The organism is Paenibacillus sp. OK076, assembly GCF_900110055.1.
Lineage (GTDB): Bacteria > Bacillota > Bacilli > Paenibacillales > Paenibacillaceae > Paenibacillus.
On the sequence record NZ_FOCH01000001.1, the window covers coordinates 741,677 to 757,722 of the forward strand.

Below are 16,046 nucleotides of genomic sequence, written 5' to 3' on the forward strand. Positions count from 1 at the left end.
CCGCATCGACTTAGCGCATCGCGCCCGGCCACGTTGTGGCCTTAAGTCGGTGGGACGTCGTGAACACGTGAACGTTATGTGAAAAACCGAATCATTTGAAAATCTGTATAAACTTTAAAAATAGTGTTCACAGCTACTAAATAATTATTTTAAGAAATGTGGTAGAAACATATGTCAAGAAAAAATAACAACCCTGGGAAAAAAGTAAGTGAAAATTGGAAGGTTCTATTGAGAAACACTATACTAACAGCCCTGACAACAAGTCTAATTACTACAATTTTATCCTTTTCATTATGGAACTGGCAGTTTGATAAAACTAAAGAACAAGAAAAATGGGATAAGAAGTTTGGGATATTTTCAAGACTTACAGATGACCTTGCTATGCATCATACTTTGCTAAGTGCAAAACTAAAATTTAATCTTGAACTTCATTCAAGAACAAAAGGAAAACAATTTGCTTCTATGGAAGAAAAAAGAAGAATAGAAGATGAGTTGGAAGAGTATTTGCCATATGAATATGAAGGCTTAGTTGAGTATGATAAAAATAAACCTAAATTAATCGGTTCTTTTTTTATTGCAGAAGCTACATTCGGAGATAAGACAGATAAAGCAATACTGGATTATCTAAACAACATAATTAACAAAAGACCTCAAGAACATATTGATACATATCTTGCAAGATTGAACAAAAAAGAAGCAACAATCAATATACAGGACTTAGTAGATAGTATATATATTGATGCTGATATATTAAGACAGAATATACTTGAACAAATGAAGAATGAGTTAGGGTTGTAATATTTTCTTAGGAGATGAAAACGAAATGAATATATTTTCCGAGGATGTCAGGCTAATCACATAACATAATATTCACGCTGCGGGCATACGCCCTGGGTCCGGCATTCGCCAGACACTCAGCTACTCTGAGTCGTGAATACAGAAACGTTATAGGAAATCTGTAAGAACTATCAATTAAAAGATATAGAAGAATATTAAATGATTATTGGAGGGAAGAAAATGATTTCAAAAATTGATGTTTTATTTGAAGAACTTTTTGGATTCAAGCCTAAAAAAGTGGAGAAGCATATGAGAAAATTTCAGCCGCTGTTATGAAATTGCTATACAAAGAGAGCAAGGTAACGCATGATGAAAAACTTAGAGGAGAGTTTAGTAACACATTATATCAAATAGATGTGATGCTAGAAGATAAATCCAAAAAAAGAATGAGCGAGGCAAAGGATTATACTGTAAAGGGAGCAAAAGTGGGTAGAGGAGATATTCAAAAGTTAAGTGGAGCTTTAGTGGACCTAAATGAAGTAACAGGTGGAGCATTCTTTTCTGCAACGGATTATACAAAGCCAGCTATGGAATATGCAGAAGCAAGTTCGAAGATGTTTGGGAAGGATATACAATTGTATAATTTAAGGCCGTCAACAGAGTTAGATGAAGAAGGAAGAATAACGAAGATTCTTATAACTATAAGTATCTTTACGCCCAAAGATAATGAGATTGTCTATACACCAATTTTTTCGGAGAATGGAAAAGAGAAGATTGATCAATTGATAAAAGAAGGAAAATTAGTAGAAGGTAAAGTTCAAGTTCTTATAGAAAATTTTTATGATGAGAATAGAAATGTTATTACTTCGTTAAGTGAATTAGCATCCACTAATATACATAAAGGCTTTGAGGATATGGCACAAGGTTCTTTTTACTTGAAAGGGCAATTTCTTGAGATTTCTGGTCATTTGATTGAATTGTTAGGATTATCATATTGTGTTCCATTTTTAAAGACTGATGAAACAATTGAAGTTAATCCTTATGGAAAGCATAAATTATTAATTAGAAATCAAGACGGAAGTATTAATAAATTGATTACTGATGAAGAGATTAAAAAAAGCATAAAGGGCATCAACTGAATATATTATAAACTTTTAAAGCACCGACATCCTATAACATAATATTCACGCTGCAGACATTCGTCCTTGGTACGGCATTCGCCAGACACCCGACATACGTCGGGTCGTGAATACGGGATCGTTATACGCAATTTCTGGATTTTGTTTTTTTTGTAGTTCAAAGGAGTGCAATTAAGTGATAAATAAGATTTTAGTCGAGAACATGAAAAGTAAATATGTAAAAGAAGCTCATCCAATCATTTATGTTGATGGAAAGCCTTTGGATCATATTTTGAATGAATTATATCCTGATGATTTGTTTTTGGGGTTAATTCCAACGATAGTTGACTGGATGAGTGTTGATGAGGAGTCCAACATAGTTGAGAACACATTTAACGCAACAGACGAAGTTAAGATAGTACCAATCTTAATGTGCCCAGATGACTGTGATCTATCATGCAGTTTAATTGTAGCTGAAGTTGAAACTACTCTTGATCAAGTTAGATGGAACCGGATTGGGATTGATCTAAATAACCCTAAAGATCTGATTAATCGGAATGAATTCTTAGAAACAGGAGTTAAATGGTTAGACAAAGTTCCAAAAATGACTTTTCTTAATGAAGATTATAAAACACTAGAGAAGATATACAAAAAGAGCTAATGTGAATGAGATTCGAAGATGTCAGGTACTGCGTATAACATTATATCCACGCTTCGGGCCTGACGGCCCTCGGTCCGCGAGAAGCAAACTGCAGGGAAGCGAGATCAGCGGACACATCATCCGACCGACTAACCGCATCGCGGCCGTCACTGGCGGGGCTTAAGTCGGTGGGACGTCGTGAATGCGGGAACGTTAAACGAAATCATTGCAGAATGTAAAAACTCTTATTAGTATTTATTGAATACATACAGTAGAAAGTAGGGATTTAATTTTGTATGGAGTAGTCCTTCATTTTGATTTAGAAACAGAACGAATCATAAAAACGCTTTGGAAGGAATTAAGCGATAGCGGTATATCTAACTATGCTTATGAGATTGAGAATAGAAAGCCTCATCTAACACTAGCAGATTATTCAGATCTAAAGGAATCGGAGTATAGCGAATTGTTTGATGGTTACTATAATTCGGCTCCAAAAATTCGTCTTAGCTACAACACATTAGGAACCTTTATGAACAGCGGAGCCTTATTCTTATCCCCAAATCCGACCGAGGAACTTATAAACTTTCACTCTAATTATCATAACCACTTCAAGAAATATAATGCTTTTTCCAATCTGATGTATCACCCTGAAAGATGGATACCCCATTGTACGATTGCCAACCACTTAGATGATCAAAAACTTTTAGAAGCATTACATTTCACTACAAAAAGATTAGAGAGTATGCAAACTGAAGTACAAGAAATATCATTGATCAAAATTATATACCAGAATAATAAAAGAGTGATTGAAACTGTAATTAGTAAGGCACTTATATAAGATCTTTGTAAGTTAATCGGTGAAGACAATGACATCATCTAACATATTATTCACGCTGCGGGTATACGCCCTTGGTCCGGCATAAGCCGGACACCCGACATGCGTCGGGTCGTGAATACAGGAATGTTATACGAAAATTCAGAAAAGAAAAAAGCAGTTAGGGTTTTCTAACTACCATATCTTTAAAATCGATATTCAATTGCAATGTCGATAAAAAATCCACACCTAAGATTCCATCGAAACCATAAGGTTCTTTTGTTTGTCCAAGCTGAATGACGAAATCATTTAATGTATGGTGGTTTAAGGTCAACGAGTGAACGGGCTGTTGAAATGAAAGTTCACTTTGACCTCCAATTCCATACATTCGAACGGCACGACCTTGTATAGGATCAATGGTTAGGCCAGTAGGCTCGATTAAATCAATATCAAAGATGGTAGTTGCACATCCTGTATCCAATAATACATTGGGAAGCAAGACAGATTGATTTTGATAAGTGAATAAAACTTCAATAATAGGAAGGCCATTAACTAATCTTATTCTCATCGAAGACCTCTAATTCCAATGAATTCTTGTTCTTGAACTTCGATGTTCTCATTGGCAGTATGAAAGATATAGTACTCACGTGAAGGTTCAGAAGAATGATGTTTTTTGTAAGCATCCCAAGCAAGCTTAGTATCTTCATAATCATTAATGACAGAGAATTCTTCAATATTACGCATGTTATTAGCTGAGTAGGCTGTAATTGCTTCAACAAGAACCCAACGATTAGGAAACTGAACTCTAGCCTCAGACCATTTCATATCCTTTCCTCCTTTGATTCTTTGCTTTTAATTGTACGTAGAATAGAGGAGAAGGGCAATAAAGAAGTTAAAGTGTAGTCAAAGGCGTCTGAATCTTCGTATAACATAATATTCACGCTGCGGGCATACGCCCTGGATTCGGCATCCGCCGAACACTCGACGTGCGTCGGGTCGTGAATACAGGAACGTTATCGGAAATACTCAGAACTACAAGCATAATAAAAGGAGAAATGAGAGATGGAAATATATATATCCAATAATGATGATGCTCTGAACAAGTATTCTCAATTTACGGAACTATTCAAAAATAATAGGTTTTTGATCGATCAGGATCATGATTTTATCAAAGATTATCTTTCCAGTCTTGTAACAAAAACATATGAAGTGATGAATGGTCAAAAATTTTATAGAGCAAGGGTTAATGGATTGAGTCCGTTTAATGAGGATAAGGATTTAGGAGCTCCGCCTGACGGAAAAGCTTCTTATGGTAGGGTAAATCCAAAAGGTATTTCTTATCTCTATGTAGCAGAAGCTAAGGAAACTGTCATTGCAGAAGTCCAACCATGGCTAAATGCAAGTGTCACAATAGCTGAATGTACTGCATTAGAAACATTAAAGGTAGTAGAGTGTTAAGCAGAAAAGCAGACGCTCATTAAGCCTCTCGTGTTTATAAACATGACGGATTGTAATATGATTTGCGACACCTACTGGAAATAAAAAAATGGCCCATAGCCTGATTCGTGTAGAATGAAAATTACCACACCAGAATTCACACAAGGAGAATCAGTTCATGAGTTATTCACATCTTAGCATAATCGAACGCAGCAAGCTAGAAATCCTACATCGACAATTTAGCAACCTTCATTGAACGGAAAACACGCCTGTACACCGTGATTCAAATGCCTATTCGTACGGCTCTATCGATGGAGATTGCCTTTGGTGTAGCCGCTGCTCAGTATCTTGCTGTAGCTTTTCAAACTGCTACAACAGACCGTGAGAAGGAATGTGCCTGCTACACGAACTTGGAGGAAACGCACGACGTACAGATCTATTTTGCCGACCTTCTCTTCCTGGCAACGAGGTTCAAATTAGGATGCAAACGGCTTACTTTGTGAGTTTTTTCCCAAGGGCACAGACTTTACTCAAATATTAGATGCAGCATTGGATCGTTCGCTTCATTTAATCAACCATCGCCCTCGGAAATGTCTGGGCTGGAAAACAGCTCACGAATCTTTCACAGAGGAACTGTCGCACTTGGTTTGACAATCTATCACGTAAAAACGGTAGGTGAAATTAATGCAAATAAGATGAATATGGATAATATTTACGATTTAATCCGGTTCGAGGAAACAAAACAACTGGTGGCGTATGCAGGATCTGTAAGTATCAAAAACCCGACATAAATTGCGGGCTTTTGATACTTTATTGTTGGGAGATGAAAGGCGCTACCCAGTAAATTCCTGGACCCATGTGTTGTTATAATAAGCAATACCGATATGAGTATAACTATTATTCAGTATATTTGCTTTGTGGCCAGGGCTATTCATCCACTCCTTCATAACCTGGGTAGGGGAGGTTTGCCCTTTTGCGATGTTTTCTCCAGCGGTATTATATGTGATCCCGAATTCCTTCATCATATCGAAGGGGGATCCATGTGTTGGCGAATTATGATCAAAGTAACTGTTGTTGTACATGTCCTGTGCCTTGACCATAGCCACATTTGACAATTCTTCATTCCTACTCAAGGAACTTAATCCTGTTTTGGCCCTTTCTTGATTGACTAGATCCATAACCTGCTGCTCAAAATCGGTTTTATCCGTAGTATTTTTTTTACCTTCCTGTACTTGTCCTGTTGGCTCCTTATTTTCAGGATTTCCTGCAGGTGCCTGGTTTACTGGATTTCCATCCGGTGTTCGAACCAGATCCAACAAATCTAATGGAATTCCATTTTGGGCTTCTTTTGTTGTAATAGATCTCTCTTGCCACGATGTAGCTGTTGATGATGCCTGTGTGAGGACAGAGTTTGGTGCAGCATGATCATGAATTGAAATTTGTTTTTGCTCAGGAGTCACTTGTTTTTGCATCATATTGTTATGGGACGAACAGCCTGCCACCAATAATAATATTATTAAAACGAAAAACTTTGCCATTTGACGACCTCCTAGATCCGTTAGTTAATGAAGTTCCCGGATTTATGTTTTCCTGTATGCCATTTACTTATTCCTAATATGCTTCTCTCCTTATCCAGTACTTTTTTATGATCGATACCGTTTAGATAGCCTTGTCTTTTTTTGTGTCTCGAGGAAAGCGTGTTGCGAATGGTTATGGATAAAGAAAGCCATATCGGGTCATAAATGCATCACGGGATGAATGATATCTATTTCAATGGGATTCCTGATGATTGGAGTATTTCGATGGATAATTGGGAGAATCTATTTCAAACTAATAGACAATTTTATAGAATATAAACCATATGCTGCATCATATAAAACAAACTGAAAGCAAATATTTGATAATTCGATGAAGCCAGAAACTGCGTTTAACACAGTATTCAAGCTGTAGGGCTATCGTCCCTTGATTGAAAGATGTATAATCATGGAAGAAATCTCAGTCAACAAACGCCCCAGCCTAAGATAAGAGCTATCTAAGGCCGGGGCGTTTCGTGAATACAAGAAAGTTATGAGAAATCATCGTAAATAAATTACAAGATAGGAACTGTATAATGCTACGCATTATATACAGTTATGGCTAAGTGCTTGAAATATTCGTTTTAACTAATCTTATGAGGTGGTTATTATGCAAATAAGAAAAGCAACGATTAATGATGCAGAAGGCATTGCAAAAGTTTATGTGGATAGTTGGAGAACAACTTACAAAGGTATTATTCCAGATGAATTCTTATATAATCTATCATATAAAAAAAAGAACTGAATTATGGATTAAAAATATTGAAAGAGAAGATAATTTTGTAGTTATAGCAGAAAACCCAGAAGGAGAAATTATTGGATTTGCAGATTCTTGGAAGAGAGAAACAAATATAGTAGCCAATTCTAGTGATTTAACATCTATATACATACTTAAGGAATATCATGGAAGAGGTTTAGGGAAAGAATTACTTAAACAACTGTTTCTACAATTTAAATTTTTAGGCTATCAAAAGATATTTGTTGAAGTTCTAGAAGATAATAAGACACGATATTTCTATGAACATTATGGAGCTAAATTATGTAAATCAATTCAAATAATAATCGGAGGAAAAGTTCTAAATGAATTAATTTATGAATGGGATAACATTGATGAGGTTTTAGCGAAATTCAGTAGAACGGAAGCGGACTCAGGCGACAACCACTGAGAGGCTAGGTCCTGACGGACCCAGTCGCTACGTTCCTTTGAGCCTCTCGGATTCGTGAATACAGCAACGTTATCTAAAATCAGGACAAATAAGTAATATCAAAATCTAGGAGTGTGATTCGACTTGGAGAACTCAAATTTAAAAGATCTTATTGAAAAATACCTGAGCGCATATAACACGTTTAACATTGATGGAATGATAGGAGTTTTGAAAGAAAATATTCATTTTCGAAACATTTCTAAAGGTGAAGTGAATTCGGAAACAAAGGGGATTCAGGAATTTCGCACATTAGCAGAGCAGTCAATTCAGGTATTTTCTCAAAGGCGTCAAGTAATAAAGAACATTATTTTCGCAGGAGATAAAGCAGAGGTTGACATTGATTATGAGGGAATATTGTCCAGTGATCTCCCTAATGGAATGAAGGCAGGAGAAACATTAAAACTTCAAGGGAAATCAATATTTCAAATGAAAGATAAGAAGTTAATACTGATTGAAGATCATAGTTGAAACATTATGAAAGTTATTCATAGATTACCCTGAAATCAGATAACAATATATTCACGGATCGAGCATACGCCCTCGGTCCTGCAGAAGTATTTCAGGGAAGCAGAGGTTGCCGGACACACTTGGCATTCGCCAAGCGTCATGAATACACAACGTTAGCCGAAAGAAGTTCTTATTTTAGGAGGATTCTATATGATATTAGAAAAGTTATAAATAGAATTACAATACAAAATGAATATAAGGATTTTGTTGATAAGTATGTAGATCTTATGCTTAGCGAATTTAAAGGTAAGATTCATAGCATTTATATGTGTGGCTCGATTCCCAAAGGAACTGCTACACCTTTTAAGTCAGATGCAGACTTTACTATTGTATGTGCAAATCCCAAAGATATTGATTACGAAAGATTGTCAAATATTAAAGACAGGCTTTTGGAAGAATATCCAGTGTTAACTAAGATTGATACGACCATTTGTTCGATTGACGATGTATTAAGTAAACCAAATGAGTGGGGTTTTTGGGTTAAGATCATTTGTGTTTGTATATATGGTGATGACGTTGGTGAAAAAGTACCCCCGATAGTTATTTCTCCTGAGTTCATATTAGACTTAAATACAGAGACCAAGGAGGAAGTAGATCGTATACATCGTTTACTTTCTAGTGCTAGTGATAACACAATGAAAACTAGATATATTAAAGGTTACTCTAAGAGATTAATTCGTGCATTATACTCTTTGGTTTTAGTAGATACAGGTGTATGGCAAGATGACATGATTGAGATGAAGAATGGCATATTAAACTATTGCGAGATTGACTCCGCTTTAGTTGAGTATCTGTATGCTTGTTACTTGGATAGTGATGTACTTGTCGAAGAGTTTCTGGGAATTGCAGATGAAGTATATAGCTATTTTGAGAATGCCTTAAATGCAATGGCTTCTTCCAGAAATCCCCTTGGCTAATACCATATTGACGCTCCAGGCCACTTTGAGAAGCGAGTGACCACATTCAGCCCCCTAAGCCCGTCGGGACGTGACTGCATTAGGAGTTCGGCAAGCCTCACAACTATAAGCAGCGAGGCCAGGACGTTGTCAATACAATACGTTATAAGAAATCGGGATAATTGCTTAAATTCAGGTGCTATAATAAAACAAAAAAATAGATATGAGATAGGTGACGAAGCATTAAATTACTATTTATTTGTAGTCGAAACAAATGGCGCAGCTTAACAGCAGAGAAGATTTTTGATGGATACAATGGATATCAAGTGCGATCTGCTGGAACAGAAGAGGGAGCTAGAATTAGAGTCACTGAAGGACACGTTGGATGGGCAGAAATGATTTTTGTAATGGAGAAAAAACATGTAAGAAGACTTAAAGATAAATTCTCAAATAAACTAATAAACAAACGTTTGGTATGCTTAAATATATCGGATGATTATGAATATATGGATGAAGAATTAATAGAGATATTGAAATCTAGACTATCGGAATACGTTGAAGTACCAGAATAATAGTTAAGAACAAAAGCAACTGAGTACGAAAAAAGAGCATTTTGTAAGTAGCTCAAGGGGGCCCCCGACATCTTATAACATAATATTCAGGCAGCGGCTCCGATGGAGCCTTGGTCTTCGAGAAGGGATTCGGAGAAGCATTTCAGCAGACAACTCCTTTGGGGTTCATGAATACAGGAACGTTAACTGAAAACCCCAAGAACTAAAAACATTGATAAAATAGGAGATTCTATGAAGCGTACAATTATGATTAGCGATATTCATGGATGTATCGATCAGTTAGATCAGATATTGCAACTTACCGAATACAACTCTACTAAGGATAAGTTGATTTTGCTAGGTGATTATGTAGATAGAGGGCCTAACAGTAAAGAAGTAGTTGATAAAGTAATCCAACTAGTAATGAATCATAACGCAATTGCCTTACGAGGTAATCATGACCAACGATTAGTTGATTTGATAAACAGTGATAGCGTAACGGTAAGATCAAAGTTTCTAGAACACGGAGGGAAACAAACGCTCCAAAGTTATTGTGATATAAATAATGAAGAAATATCTGATGAGATCCTGAACCAGGCGATAGAATTTATAAAAACTCATTATTATCATCACATTGACTATATAAGTAAACTACCTTTTTATCACGAAGACAAAGATCACATTTATGTTCACGCCGGTTTGAATCCCAATTTTATTGATTGGAAGAACCAGCCTGAACATGACTTTATGTATATTAAGGATGAATTTATTCGAGCTAGCTTTGATCTAAACAAAAAAATTATTTTTGGGCATACAAAAACAATAGACATCCATGGCACATCAGATATTTGGTTTAGTGATGACAAGATAGGAATCGATGGCGGATGCGCATATGGGATGCAATTAAATTGTTTGATTTTCCAAGAAGGATCCTATATTACAGAACAGATAAAGGTTTTGAAGTGATATGAATAATTTGGAAGATATTACCTAACGCCATATTCATGCTTCGAGTCATTCGGCCCTTGGTCCGGCAGGAGTTAGATGAGGATTCGGAGAAGTAATTGGCAGCAGCAGGGAAGTGGAATCAGCCGGACACCTCCAACTCCCTACCACATCGCGGCCATCATTCGGGCTTAAGGGAGTTGGACGTCGTGAACACACGAAGATTATCTGACATAAACCTATTACATTTTAGGAGCAAATAATGAATATCACTTTCTCGAAATGGGTGCAATATTATCGAAGAAATAATCAAAATCTCAAATATATTCATTGGGATGACAACTATAAATTAACAACTAATGAAAGAGAAATAATCATTAAGTCAATTCAACAGTTTCAATTAGGAGAAAACTCTGAAGGTAAATATCTAATTAAACGTGCGCAAGAATATGTACATCAGACACAAGATCAGGATTACTATGAAGCACTTATAGAATTCATTAAAGAAGAACAGAGGCACGCTAGAGATCTAGGCAGATTTATGAAGGTACAGGGAATCCCACTTCTTCGTAGACATTGGGTGGACAATGTATTTAGAAGATTACGTCGATATGCGAGTCTAGAGCAATCAGTCATTGTTCTATTAACTGCTGAGATCATTGCTAAGTTGTACTATAAAGCCTTGCAAAAATCTACAAAGTCAGAAGTATTAATAGATTTATGTAATCAGATTTTAAGTGATGAAGAGAAACATGTTCAGTTTCAATCCGAAACACTTCAACAATTTGCTCAAAATAGAAGCGCTCTCTTTAACAGAATAGTTTATATCCTTCGTAGAATCCTTTTTGAAGGAACGCTAATTATAGTGTGGTATCAACATAAGTCTGTATTTAAAGCTGGGGGATATAAACTCAAAAGTTATTACTATGAATGCCGTCATGAGTTTAACTTAACAAAGAAGATTATAGCTAATTCATAGTAGAGGTTGGGACGTCGTGAATACAGTAACGTTATATGTAATAGCCGCAAAGAAATAATAAAAAAATTTAATTCCTTTGGAGGTAAGTTGAGATGGAGAGCAAAAAAATTGATAGTAAAAAATTCCCGATATTGGAATTTGATGAATCGCGAGTTGCAATAATAGAAGCAACTAATTTTATCAATCCAAAAGAAGAATTTGAATACTGTGTCATAACATTTTTTAGAGATGTAATTGAAAAGATGAAAACGGAGGGAAAGTTGAAAGAAGTTGCATGTCTACATTGCGAGACTGTAGATTTGCCAATATATGAAACATATTATCAAGGAAAAAAAGTACATATTACTTTGGGGTATTTAGGAGCTGCAGGTTCAGCAGGATTCTTAGAAGAACTGATAGCCTATGGTTTTCAGAAATTTATAGTGTGTGGTGGTGCAGGTGTATTACAAAAAGACATTGCTGTTGGACATGTAATAGTACCAGACTCTGCAGTGAGAGATGAAGGGGTATCATACCATTACATTAAGCCATCAAGAGAAATTGAATGTAATCTAGAGGTATTAAAAATCATAGAGGACGATTTTAATATACATAATATAAGGTATATAAAGGCCAAAACTTGGACGACAGATTCATTTTACAGAGAGACTAAAGAAAAGGTTGAGTTGCGGAAAGCAGAAGGGTGTGTAACTGTAGAAATGGAAGCAGCAGCATTTATGGCTGTTTCACAATTTAGAAATGTGAAATTAGGTATTATCTTGTATGGCGGTGATGATTTAAGTGGTGTTGAATGGGATAGTCGAAGTTGGAATAGCAGATCAGAAATAAGATTAAACCTTGTTCAAATATCATTGCGGATATGCAGTGCTTTATAAATGGAATAGCTATAATCCATTGATTAATTATTAAAAGGGAAATGCTAATAGACAACCAAGAGTTAAATGTAAATATGAAGGTGGATACAATATATAACAACGTATTCACGCTGTTGGCCCCTAACGTGGCTTAAGTCGGTGGGGCGTCGGGAATACACCAACGTTATCTGAAACCGGCAAGATTGAAAGGAGAAAAACATGATACTTGGATTGTATGAAGCACATTTACCAGTGAGCAACTTACAGCAATCAATCGAATTTTATTCTAAATTAGGATTAGAGCTGGCCTGGAGAGATGAAGATACAGCTTTCTTCTGGATTGAAAAAGACAAGAGTTGGGTGGGTCTATGGCAAGGCGAAGAGTATATGACTTCTTATCATCCATCATTGAGGCATATAGCATTTCGAGTGAGTTATGAAGATCTTCGAGACAGTGTGAAATGGCTTCAAACAATTGAAATAGAGCCAGTTCCATTTGGAAAAAGAGATTCAATAAATCCATTTATCAGGCCTAATCAGGGAAATGCCTCAGTCTACTTCAATGATCCAGATGGAAACAGTTTAGAATTAATGTGTTTTGTAAGTGTCCCTGAAAACTTAAAGAATATATCCAATAAATTATCAATAGAAGAGTGGGAAGACCTTTTGAAAGAGATGAATTAAAGAACTTATTTATTGGGATGTTTCAAAAGAAGTGCCGGCATCAGATGACATCATGCACAGGAGGAAGCGCCACGGCTATGCAATCGTGGCGCTTTTTGGCATGCATCACACAGCGTAGCAATGGTGGATGCACGCAAATTTTGGCATCACGGTGCAGCGATCGTGATGCACCAAGTGCTGCCATCACGGAAGTGTGCTCGTGATGGCAGCATGAGCACCGCGCTAATGCACGCGGTGCAACCCCGTGAGGAGCTGCCCCATCAGGCGCAGCACCTCATCCTCACACGGCTTGCATTGCATAAGCCGCGTCCCGTTTTACCTTTTACAAGTAAAGCATCATTTAAATCGGAGAAAACAACATGATATAATCAAAGCAAAACGGATCAAGGCATGAGAGTTAGAGAGCATGGATGATTTTACGAAGAAACGCATTCAAAAGATTATGGACCATTACACTGAAAATGCGTGGGCTGAGCATGTGAAAAATAAAGATCGGTTACAAAATCAGAGGTAACCATGTGACGTTGATTGAAGAATGACAAGCCTTTCAAAGCGGATCGATGGGTACAGATGCCGGTAGCACAGTTCAGATTGGATGAGAAGGCAAGGAAAGTGTATTGGCAGGACAGTAAAGGCAAGTGGCATTTCATCGATGATATCGAACAGAACGAAGATTTTGAAACACAGCTCAAGATCGTGGACGAAGGTCATAATGGAATGTTCTGGGGTTAATTTGAAGAAAAATAATACACTAAGACATAAAAGGCTTAATCGTGAAGGCAGACTTCGTGCAGCAAAATCATGGTTACGTACGTATAACGGAAAAAACATTGTCAAGCAAAATATAACTCCCTTTTACTCAGATTACTGGGGGGATATGGGATTAAGAATGATAGAGACATCGAATTTCGTTAAAGAGATTCAAACAAGGTTTGAAATGGAGGCCACAGAATGGACCTAAAGACGTACCTGGCAGAGCATTTCCCAAACCTGACCTTAGAACCGCCTCTTTTCTATAATTGGCATACTTCAATGCGATTCGAACTTGGCAATCCTCTGATGTTTGGAATAAATAAGGAGCATTACATGGAACGAGTGTATCATCGATCGCTTGAATTATTTAAGGCTCTTCATGATCAAGAAGATGAGGTTCTATTAATAACTCAAGCTTATTTTGCAGATAAGCCTAAACACAAAGTGAAGAAATTGAACCTGTACAGGAAATATATCAAGAAGAAAGAGCCGATTAGAGCCTTGAGACTTGAGATACTTCCAGATTTGGATTGTGAACCGGATGAAACCCCAGATCCAAGGAACAACATGTACAGGTACTGGACAAAATGTAGAATTGAGGACTTAAAATATGGTCAGTTAATCAAAGCGATATGTAATCATGATGCTGGCATTAAGCCAATGATCTATCATAGGGTGTATTTCATTAATATAAGTAAGAAAACGATATTTCATATCTATGATGATAGAGGTTGCGATGTTATTTCAGCATCAAGAGAAGCGCTAACGGATATCTATAAAGAATATAACGATTGGATTCTAGATTATGATCGAGAACGTATTAACAACGTATTTCTGGGATAGTGCGAGTATTGATCTACGTGATTGATTATTGAAAATATTTCCATCGAATAAATCGGTCTAAGTCATATTTAATTGACGCCAAAATATTACAATATTATGATATGATCATTGCTAAACATAAATTTTGGCTCCAAATGAAGAGAGCGAGGTGAGGTGCTGTAATGCCAAAATTAAAAGATATCGCAGAACGTGTAGGCGTATCCATATCAACGGTCTCGCGTGCGATCAGCAATGATACCAATCGACCGGTCAATGAAGGGACAAAGCGAAAAATTAGGGAAGCTGCTCTTGAGTTGGGATACATTTTGGATGAATCCTCCAAAGCTATTGGCAAAGAGAATACCTCAGCCAAACGGATAGCTTGTATCGTGCCACAGATTTTGATGGATGATCATCCGTACTTTTCACAGGTACTGACTGGTTTTCACGTTAAAATGACGGAACTGGGGCTGCCTCCAGCAATTGTCCGCACTTGCGAAGAACTTAGTGACGCCGAACGGATAAAGATGATGCTTCAGGAAACGGGTACTCAAGGTATAGTCGCAATCAGCTGGTACGATGAAAAATTGTTTGAGATGCTTGAGCAAGAGAATATCACTGTATTGGGTGTAAGTCTCAATGACGAAAGGCTTACTGTACCGGTCGTTGACTGTGACCGAATATTTTCTGCCCGCACAGCAGTCCGTCATTTGATCGAGCAAGGCCATACCCGGATTGGGTTTATCGGTGGCCCCGCATATTCGGAACAAATAGAGAGCGAAGAAAGGTATGTCGGTTATAAATTTGCCATGCTGGAAGCAAACCTGAATCTGAATGAACATTGGATTATCAACACCAACTGGAATGTGAATCTCAGCTACAGCAGACTGACGGATCTCCTGACCGAGACGCCCAAGTCTGATTGGCCAACGGCAATTTTTTGTGCAAGTGATATGCTCGCTATTCCTGCCATGCGGGCAGTTGTTGAACAAAATGGCCGTATTCCTCAAGATATAGCATTCGTGGGCATGGATAATATTTCTATGGCGCAGTATACGACACCACCTCTGACGTCCGTGCAAGTTCCAAAATATGAAATCGGCAAAGTGGCAGCGCAACTAATTAACGATTATCTGGAAGGACGTTATTCATCTCTCCATAAAGTTTTGTTGCCCAGCACCCTTATTGTGAGGGAATCATCTGTTTATGATCGTACAAATCGTACAAATGACTAGTTAGTTGTGTGATATTATATTACATATGAATCCAGATAACTTTAATATAAAACCTGCGAGAAATGCATCCGCGTGGGTTTTTCTTGTCTTTTTAGCCAAAAATGATCCAAATAAAACCAAAAAAATGTTTGACAACCGTCTGTGGGCTATATTATGATGTATGAAATTAAGCATTTGGCTTTATTTTCTATGTTTTTGGATTTAGCCAGCAGCTAAGATTATATCTTAAACCACATTTTTGATTGCGCTTTTATC

General features: G+C 37.0%; 19 protein-coding genes and 1 pseudogene. 17 read left to right on the forward strand and 3 right to left on the reverse strand.

All coding sequences use genetic code 11. From position 1 onward, the window contains the following. The first annotated feature begins 171 nt into the window (after nt 1–171). The 4 genes from BMY78_RS03260 to BMY78_RS03275 all read left to right on the forward strand — a co-directional run bounded on the left by BMY78_RS03260 (nt 172) and on the right by BMY78_RS03275 (nt 3,373). Nucleotides 172–798 (forward strand): hypothetical protein, encoded by a 627-nt coding sequence (locus tag BMY78_RS03260; protein WP_090894631.1) that lies wholly within the window; start codon nt 172–174, stop codon nt 796–798. 311 nt (nt 799–1,109) lie between these two features. Beyond that, nucleotides 1,110–1,916, forward strand: coding sequence for a restriction endonuclease (locus BMY78_RS03265; protein ID WP_090894633.1), 807 nt, complete (start codon nt 1,110–1,112; stop codon nt 1,914–1,916). 175 nt (nt 1,917–2,091) lie between these two features. Further along, nucleotides 2,092–2,556: a hypothetical protein gene (locus BMY78_RS03270; protein WP_090894635.1), complete on the forward strand. Its 465-nt coding sequence runs from the start codon at nt 2,092–2,094 to the stop codon at nt 2,554–2,556. Between the two features lie 271 nt (nt 2,557–2,827). Then, complete coding sequence (locus BMY78_RS03275; protein WP_177185638.1) at nt 2,828–3,373, forward strand: 2'-5' RNA ligase family protein; 546 nt, start codon at nt 2,828–2,830, stop codon at nt 3,371–3,373. A 157-nt stretch (nt 3,374–3,530) separates the two neighbouring features. Here the strand turns inward: BMY78_RS03275 and BMY78_RS03280 are convergent, their stop codons facing one another. After that, the gene (locus BMY78_RS03280; protein WP_090894639.1) at nt 3,531–3,917 is read right to left on the reverse strand and encodes an aspartyl protease family protein; all 387 of its coding nucleotides are present in this window, start codon (nt 3,915–3,917) and stop codon (nt 3,531–3,533) included. Then, nucleotides 3,914–4,174, reverse strand: a complete 261-nt coding sequence (locus tag BMY78_RS03285) for a hypothetical protein (protein ID WP_090894641.1) — start codon at nt 4,172–4,174, stop codon at nt 3,914–3,916. Before BMY78_RS03285 ends, BMY78_RS03280 begins: the two co-directional genes overlap by 4 nt. A 237-nt stretch (nt 4,175–4,411) precedes the next feature. Here BMY78_RS03285 and BMY78_RS03290 point away from each other — a divergent pair, with 237 nt between their 5' ends. Continuing rightward, entirely contained in the window at nt 4,412–4,807 is a 396-nt protein-coding gene (locus BMY78_RS03290) for an RES family NAD+ phosphorylase (protein ID WP_090894643.1), read from the forward strand. A gap of 266 nt (nt 4,808–5,073) precedes the next feature. Then, nucleotides 5,074–5,289: a hypothetical protein gene (locus tag BMY78_RS33150; protein ID WP_256221934.1), complete on the forward strand. Its 216-nt coding sequence runs from the start codon at nt 5,074–5,076 to the stop codon at nt 5,287–5,289. Nucleotides 5,290–5,619: 330 nt separating this feature from the next. Here BMY78_RS33150 and BMY78_RS03300 read toward each other — a convergent pair whose 3' ends face one another. Then, complete coding sequence (locus BMY78_RS03300) at nt 5,620–6,324, reverse strand: CAP domain-containing protein (protein ID WP_090894645.1); 705 nt, start codon at nt 6,322–6,324, stop codon at nt 5,620–5,622. 646 nt (nt 6,325–6,970) lie between these two features. Here BMY78_RS03300 and BMY78_RS03305 point away from each other — a divergent pair. The 11 genes and pseudogenes from BMY78_RS03305 to BMY78_RS03360 all read left to right on the forward strand — a co-directional run bounded on the left by BMY78_RS03305 (nt 6,971) and on the right by BMY78_RS03360 (nt 15,791). Next, a pseudogene (locus BMY78_RS03305) lies at nt 6,971–7,526 on the forward strand (N-acetyltransferase family protein). 123 nt (nt 7,527–7,649) lie between these two features. Continuing rightward, nucleotides 7,650–8,033, forward strand: a complete 384-nt coding sequence (locus BMY78_RS03310; RefSeq protein ID WP_090894648.1) for a nuclear transport factor 2 family protein — start codon at nt 7,650–7,652, stop codon at nt 8,031–8,033. Nucleotides 8,034–8,227: 194 nt separating this feature from the next. Continuing rightward, nucleotides 8,228–8,989 (forward strand): nucleotidyltransferase domain-containing protein, encoded by a 762-nt coding sequence (locus tag BMY78_RS03315; protein WP_090901968.1) that lies wholly within the window; start codon nt 8,228–8,230, stop codon nt 8,987–8,989. 221 nt (nt 8,990–9,210) lie between these two features. Further along, nucleotides 9,211–9,540: a low molecular weight protein tyrosine phosphatase family protein gene (locus tag BMY78_RS33155; protein WP_090894651.1), complete on the forward strand. Its 330-nt coding sequence runs from the start codon at nt 9,211–9,213 to the stop codon at nt 9,538–9,540. Nucleotides 9,541–9,771: 231 nt separating this feature from the next. Then, a complete protein-coding gene (locus BMY78_RS03325) occupies nt 9,772–10,485 on the forward strand; it encodes a metallophosphoesterase family protein (RefSeq protein ID WP_090894654.1) in 714 nt (237 codons plus the stop codon). Between the two features lie 241 nt (nt 10,486–10,726). Then, on the forward strand, nt 10,727–11,443 hold the full coding sequence (locus BMY78_RS03330; protein ID WP_090894657.1) for a ferritin-like domain-containing protein: 717 nt from the start codon (nt 10,727–10,729) through the stop codon (nt 11,441–11,443). A 92-nt stretch (nt 11,444–11,535) separates the two neighbouring features. Beyond that, nucleotides 11,536–12,318, forward strand: coding sequence for a nucleoside phosphorylase (locus tag BMY78_RS03335; RefSeq protein WP_090894660.1), 783 nt, complete (start codon nt 11,536–11,538; stop codon nt 12,316–12,318). A gap of 198 nt (nt 12,319–12,516) precedes the next feature. Beyond that, complete coding sequence (locus tag BMY78_RS03340; protein WP_090894662.1) at nt 12,517–12,981, forward strand: VOC family protein; 465 nt, start codon at nt 12,517–12,519, stop codon at nt 12,979–12,981. Nucleotides 12,982–13,509: 528 nt separating this feature from the next. Continuing rightward, entirely contained in the window at nt 13,510–13,713 is a 204-nt protein-coding gene (locus BMY78_RS03345; protein WP_256221936.1) for a DUF3024 domain-containing protein, read from the forward strand. Nucleotides 13,714–13,932: 219 nt separating this feature from the next. Continuing rightward, complete coding sequence (locus BMY78_RS03355) at nt 13,933–14,577, forward strand: DUF3885 domain-containing protein (protein WP_090894667.1); 645 nt, start codon at nt 13,933–13,935, stop codon at nt 14,575–14,577. 161 nt (nt 14,578–14,738) lie between these two features. Beyond that, complete coding sequence (locus tag BMY78_RS03360; protein WP_090894670.1) at nt 14,739–15,791, forward strand: LacI family DNA-binding transcriptional regulator; 1,053 nt, start codon at nt 14,739–14,741, stop codon at nt 15,789–15,791. Nucleotides 15,792–16,046: the final 255 nt, after the last annotated feature.

Excerpts from the sequence above, each read along its gene's own strand:
- BMY78_RS03290 (WP_090894643.1), top strand. The coding sequence starts at position 4,412 with ATGGAAATATATATATCCAATAATGATGATGCTCTGAACAAGTATTCT.
- BMY78_RS03285 (WP_090894641.1), bottom strand. The coding sequence starts at position 4,174 with ATGAAATGGTCTGAGGCTAGAGTTCAGTTTCCTAATCGTTGGGTTCTT.
- BMY78_RS03325 (WP_090894654.1), top strand. The coding sequence starts at position 9,772 with ATGAAGCGTACAATTATGATTAGCGATATTCATGGATGTATCGATCAG.
- BMY78_RS03330 (WP_090894657.1), top strand. The coding sequence starts at position 10,727 with ATGAATATCACTTTCTCGAAATGGGTGCAATATTATCGAAGAAATAAT.
- BMY78_RS03360 (WP_090894670.1), top strand. The coding sequence starts at position 14,739 with ATGCCAAAATTAAAAGATATCGCAGAACGTGTAGGCGTATCCATATCA.
- BMY78_RS03280 (WP_090894639.1), bottom strand. The coding sequence starts at position 3,917 with ATGAGAATAAGATTAGTTAATGGCCTTCCTATTATTGAAGTTTTATTC.
- BMY78_RS03265 (WP_090894633.1), top strand. The coding sequence starts at position 1,110 with ATGAAATTGCTATACAAAGAGAGCAAGGTAACGCATGATGAAAAACTT.
- BMY78_RS33150 (WP_256221934.1), top strand. The coding sequence starts at position 5,074 with ATGCCTATTCGTACGGCTCTATCGATGGAGATTGCCTTTGGTGTAGCC.
- BMY78_RS03300 (WP_090894645.1), bottom strand. The coding sequence starts at position 6,324 with ATGGCAAAGTTTTTCGTTTTAATAATATTATTATTGGTGGCAGGCTGT.
- BMY78_RS03340 (WP_090894662.1), top strand. The coding sequence starts at position 12,517 with ATGATACTTGGATTGTATGAAGCACATTTACCAGTGAGCAACTTACAG.
- BMY78_RS03335 (WP_090894660.1), top strand. The coding sequence starts at position 11,536 with ATGGAGAGCAAAAAAATTGATAGTAAAAAATTCCCGATATTGGAATTT.
- BMY78_RS03260 (WP_090894631.1), top strand. The coding sequence starts at position 172 with ATGTCAAGAAAAAATAACAACCCTGGGAAAAAAGTAAGTGAAAATTGG.
- BMY78_RS03355 (WP_090894667.1), top strand. The coding sequence starts at position 13,933 with ATGGACCTAAAGACGTACCTGGCAGAGCATTTCCCAAACCTGACCTTA.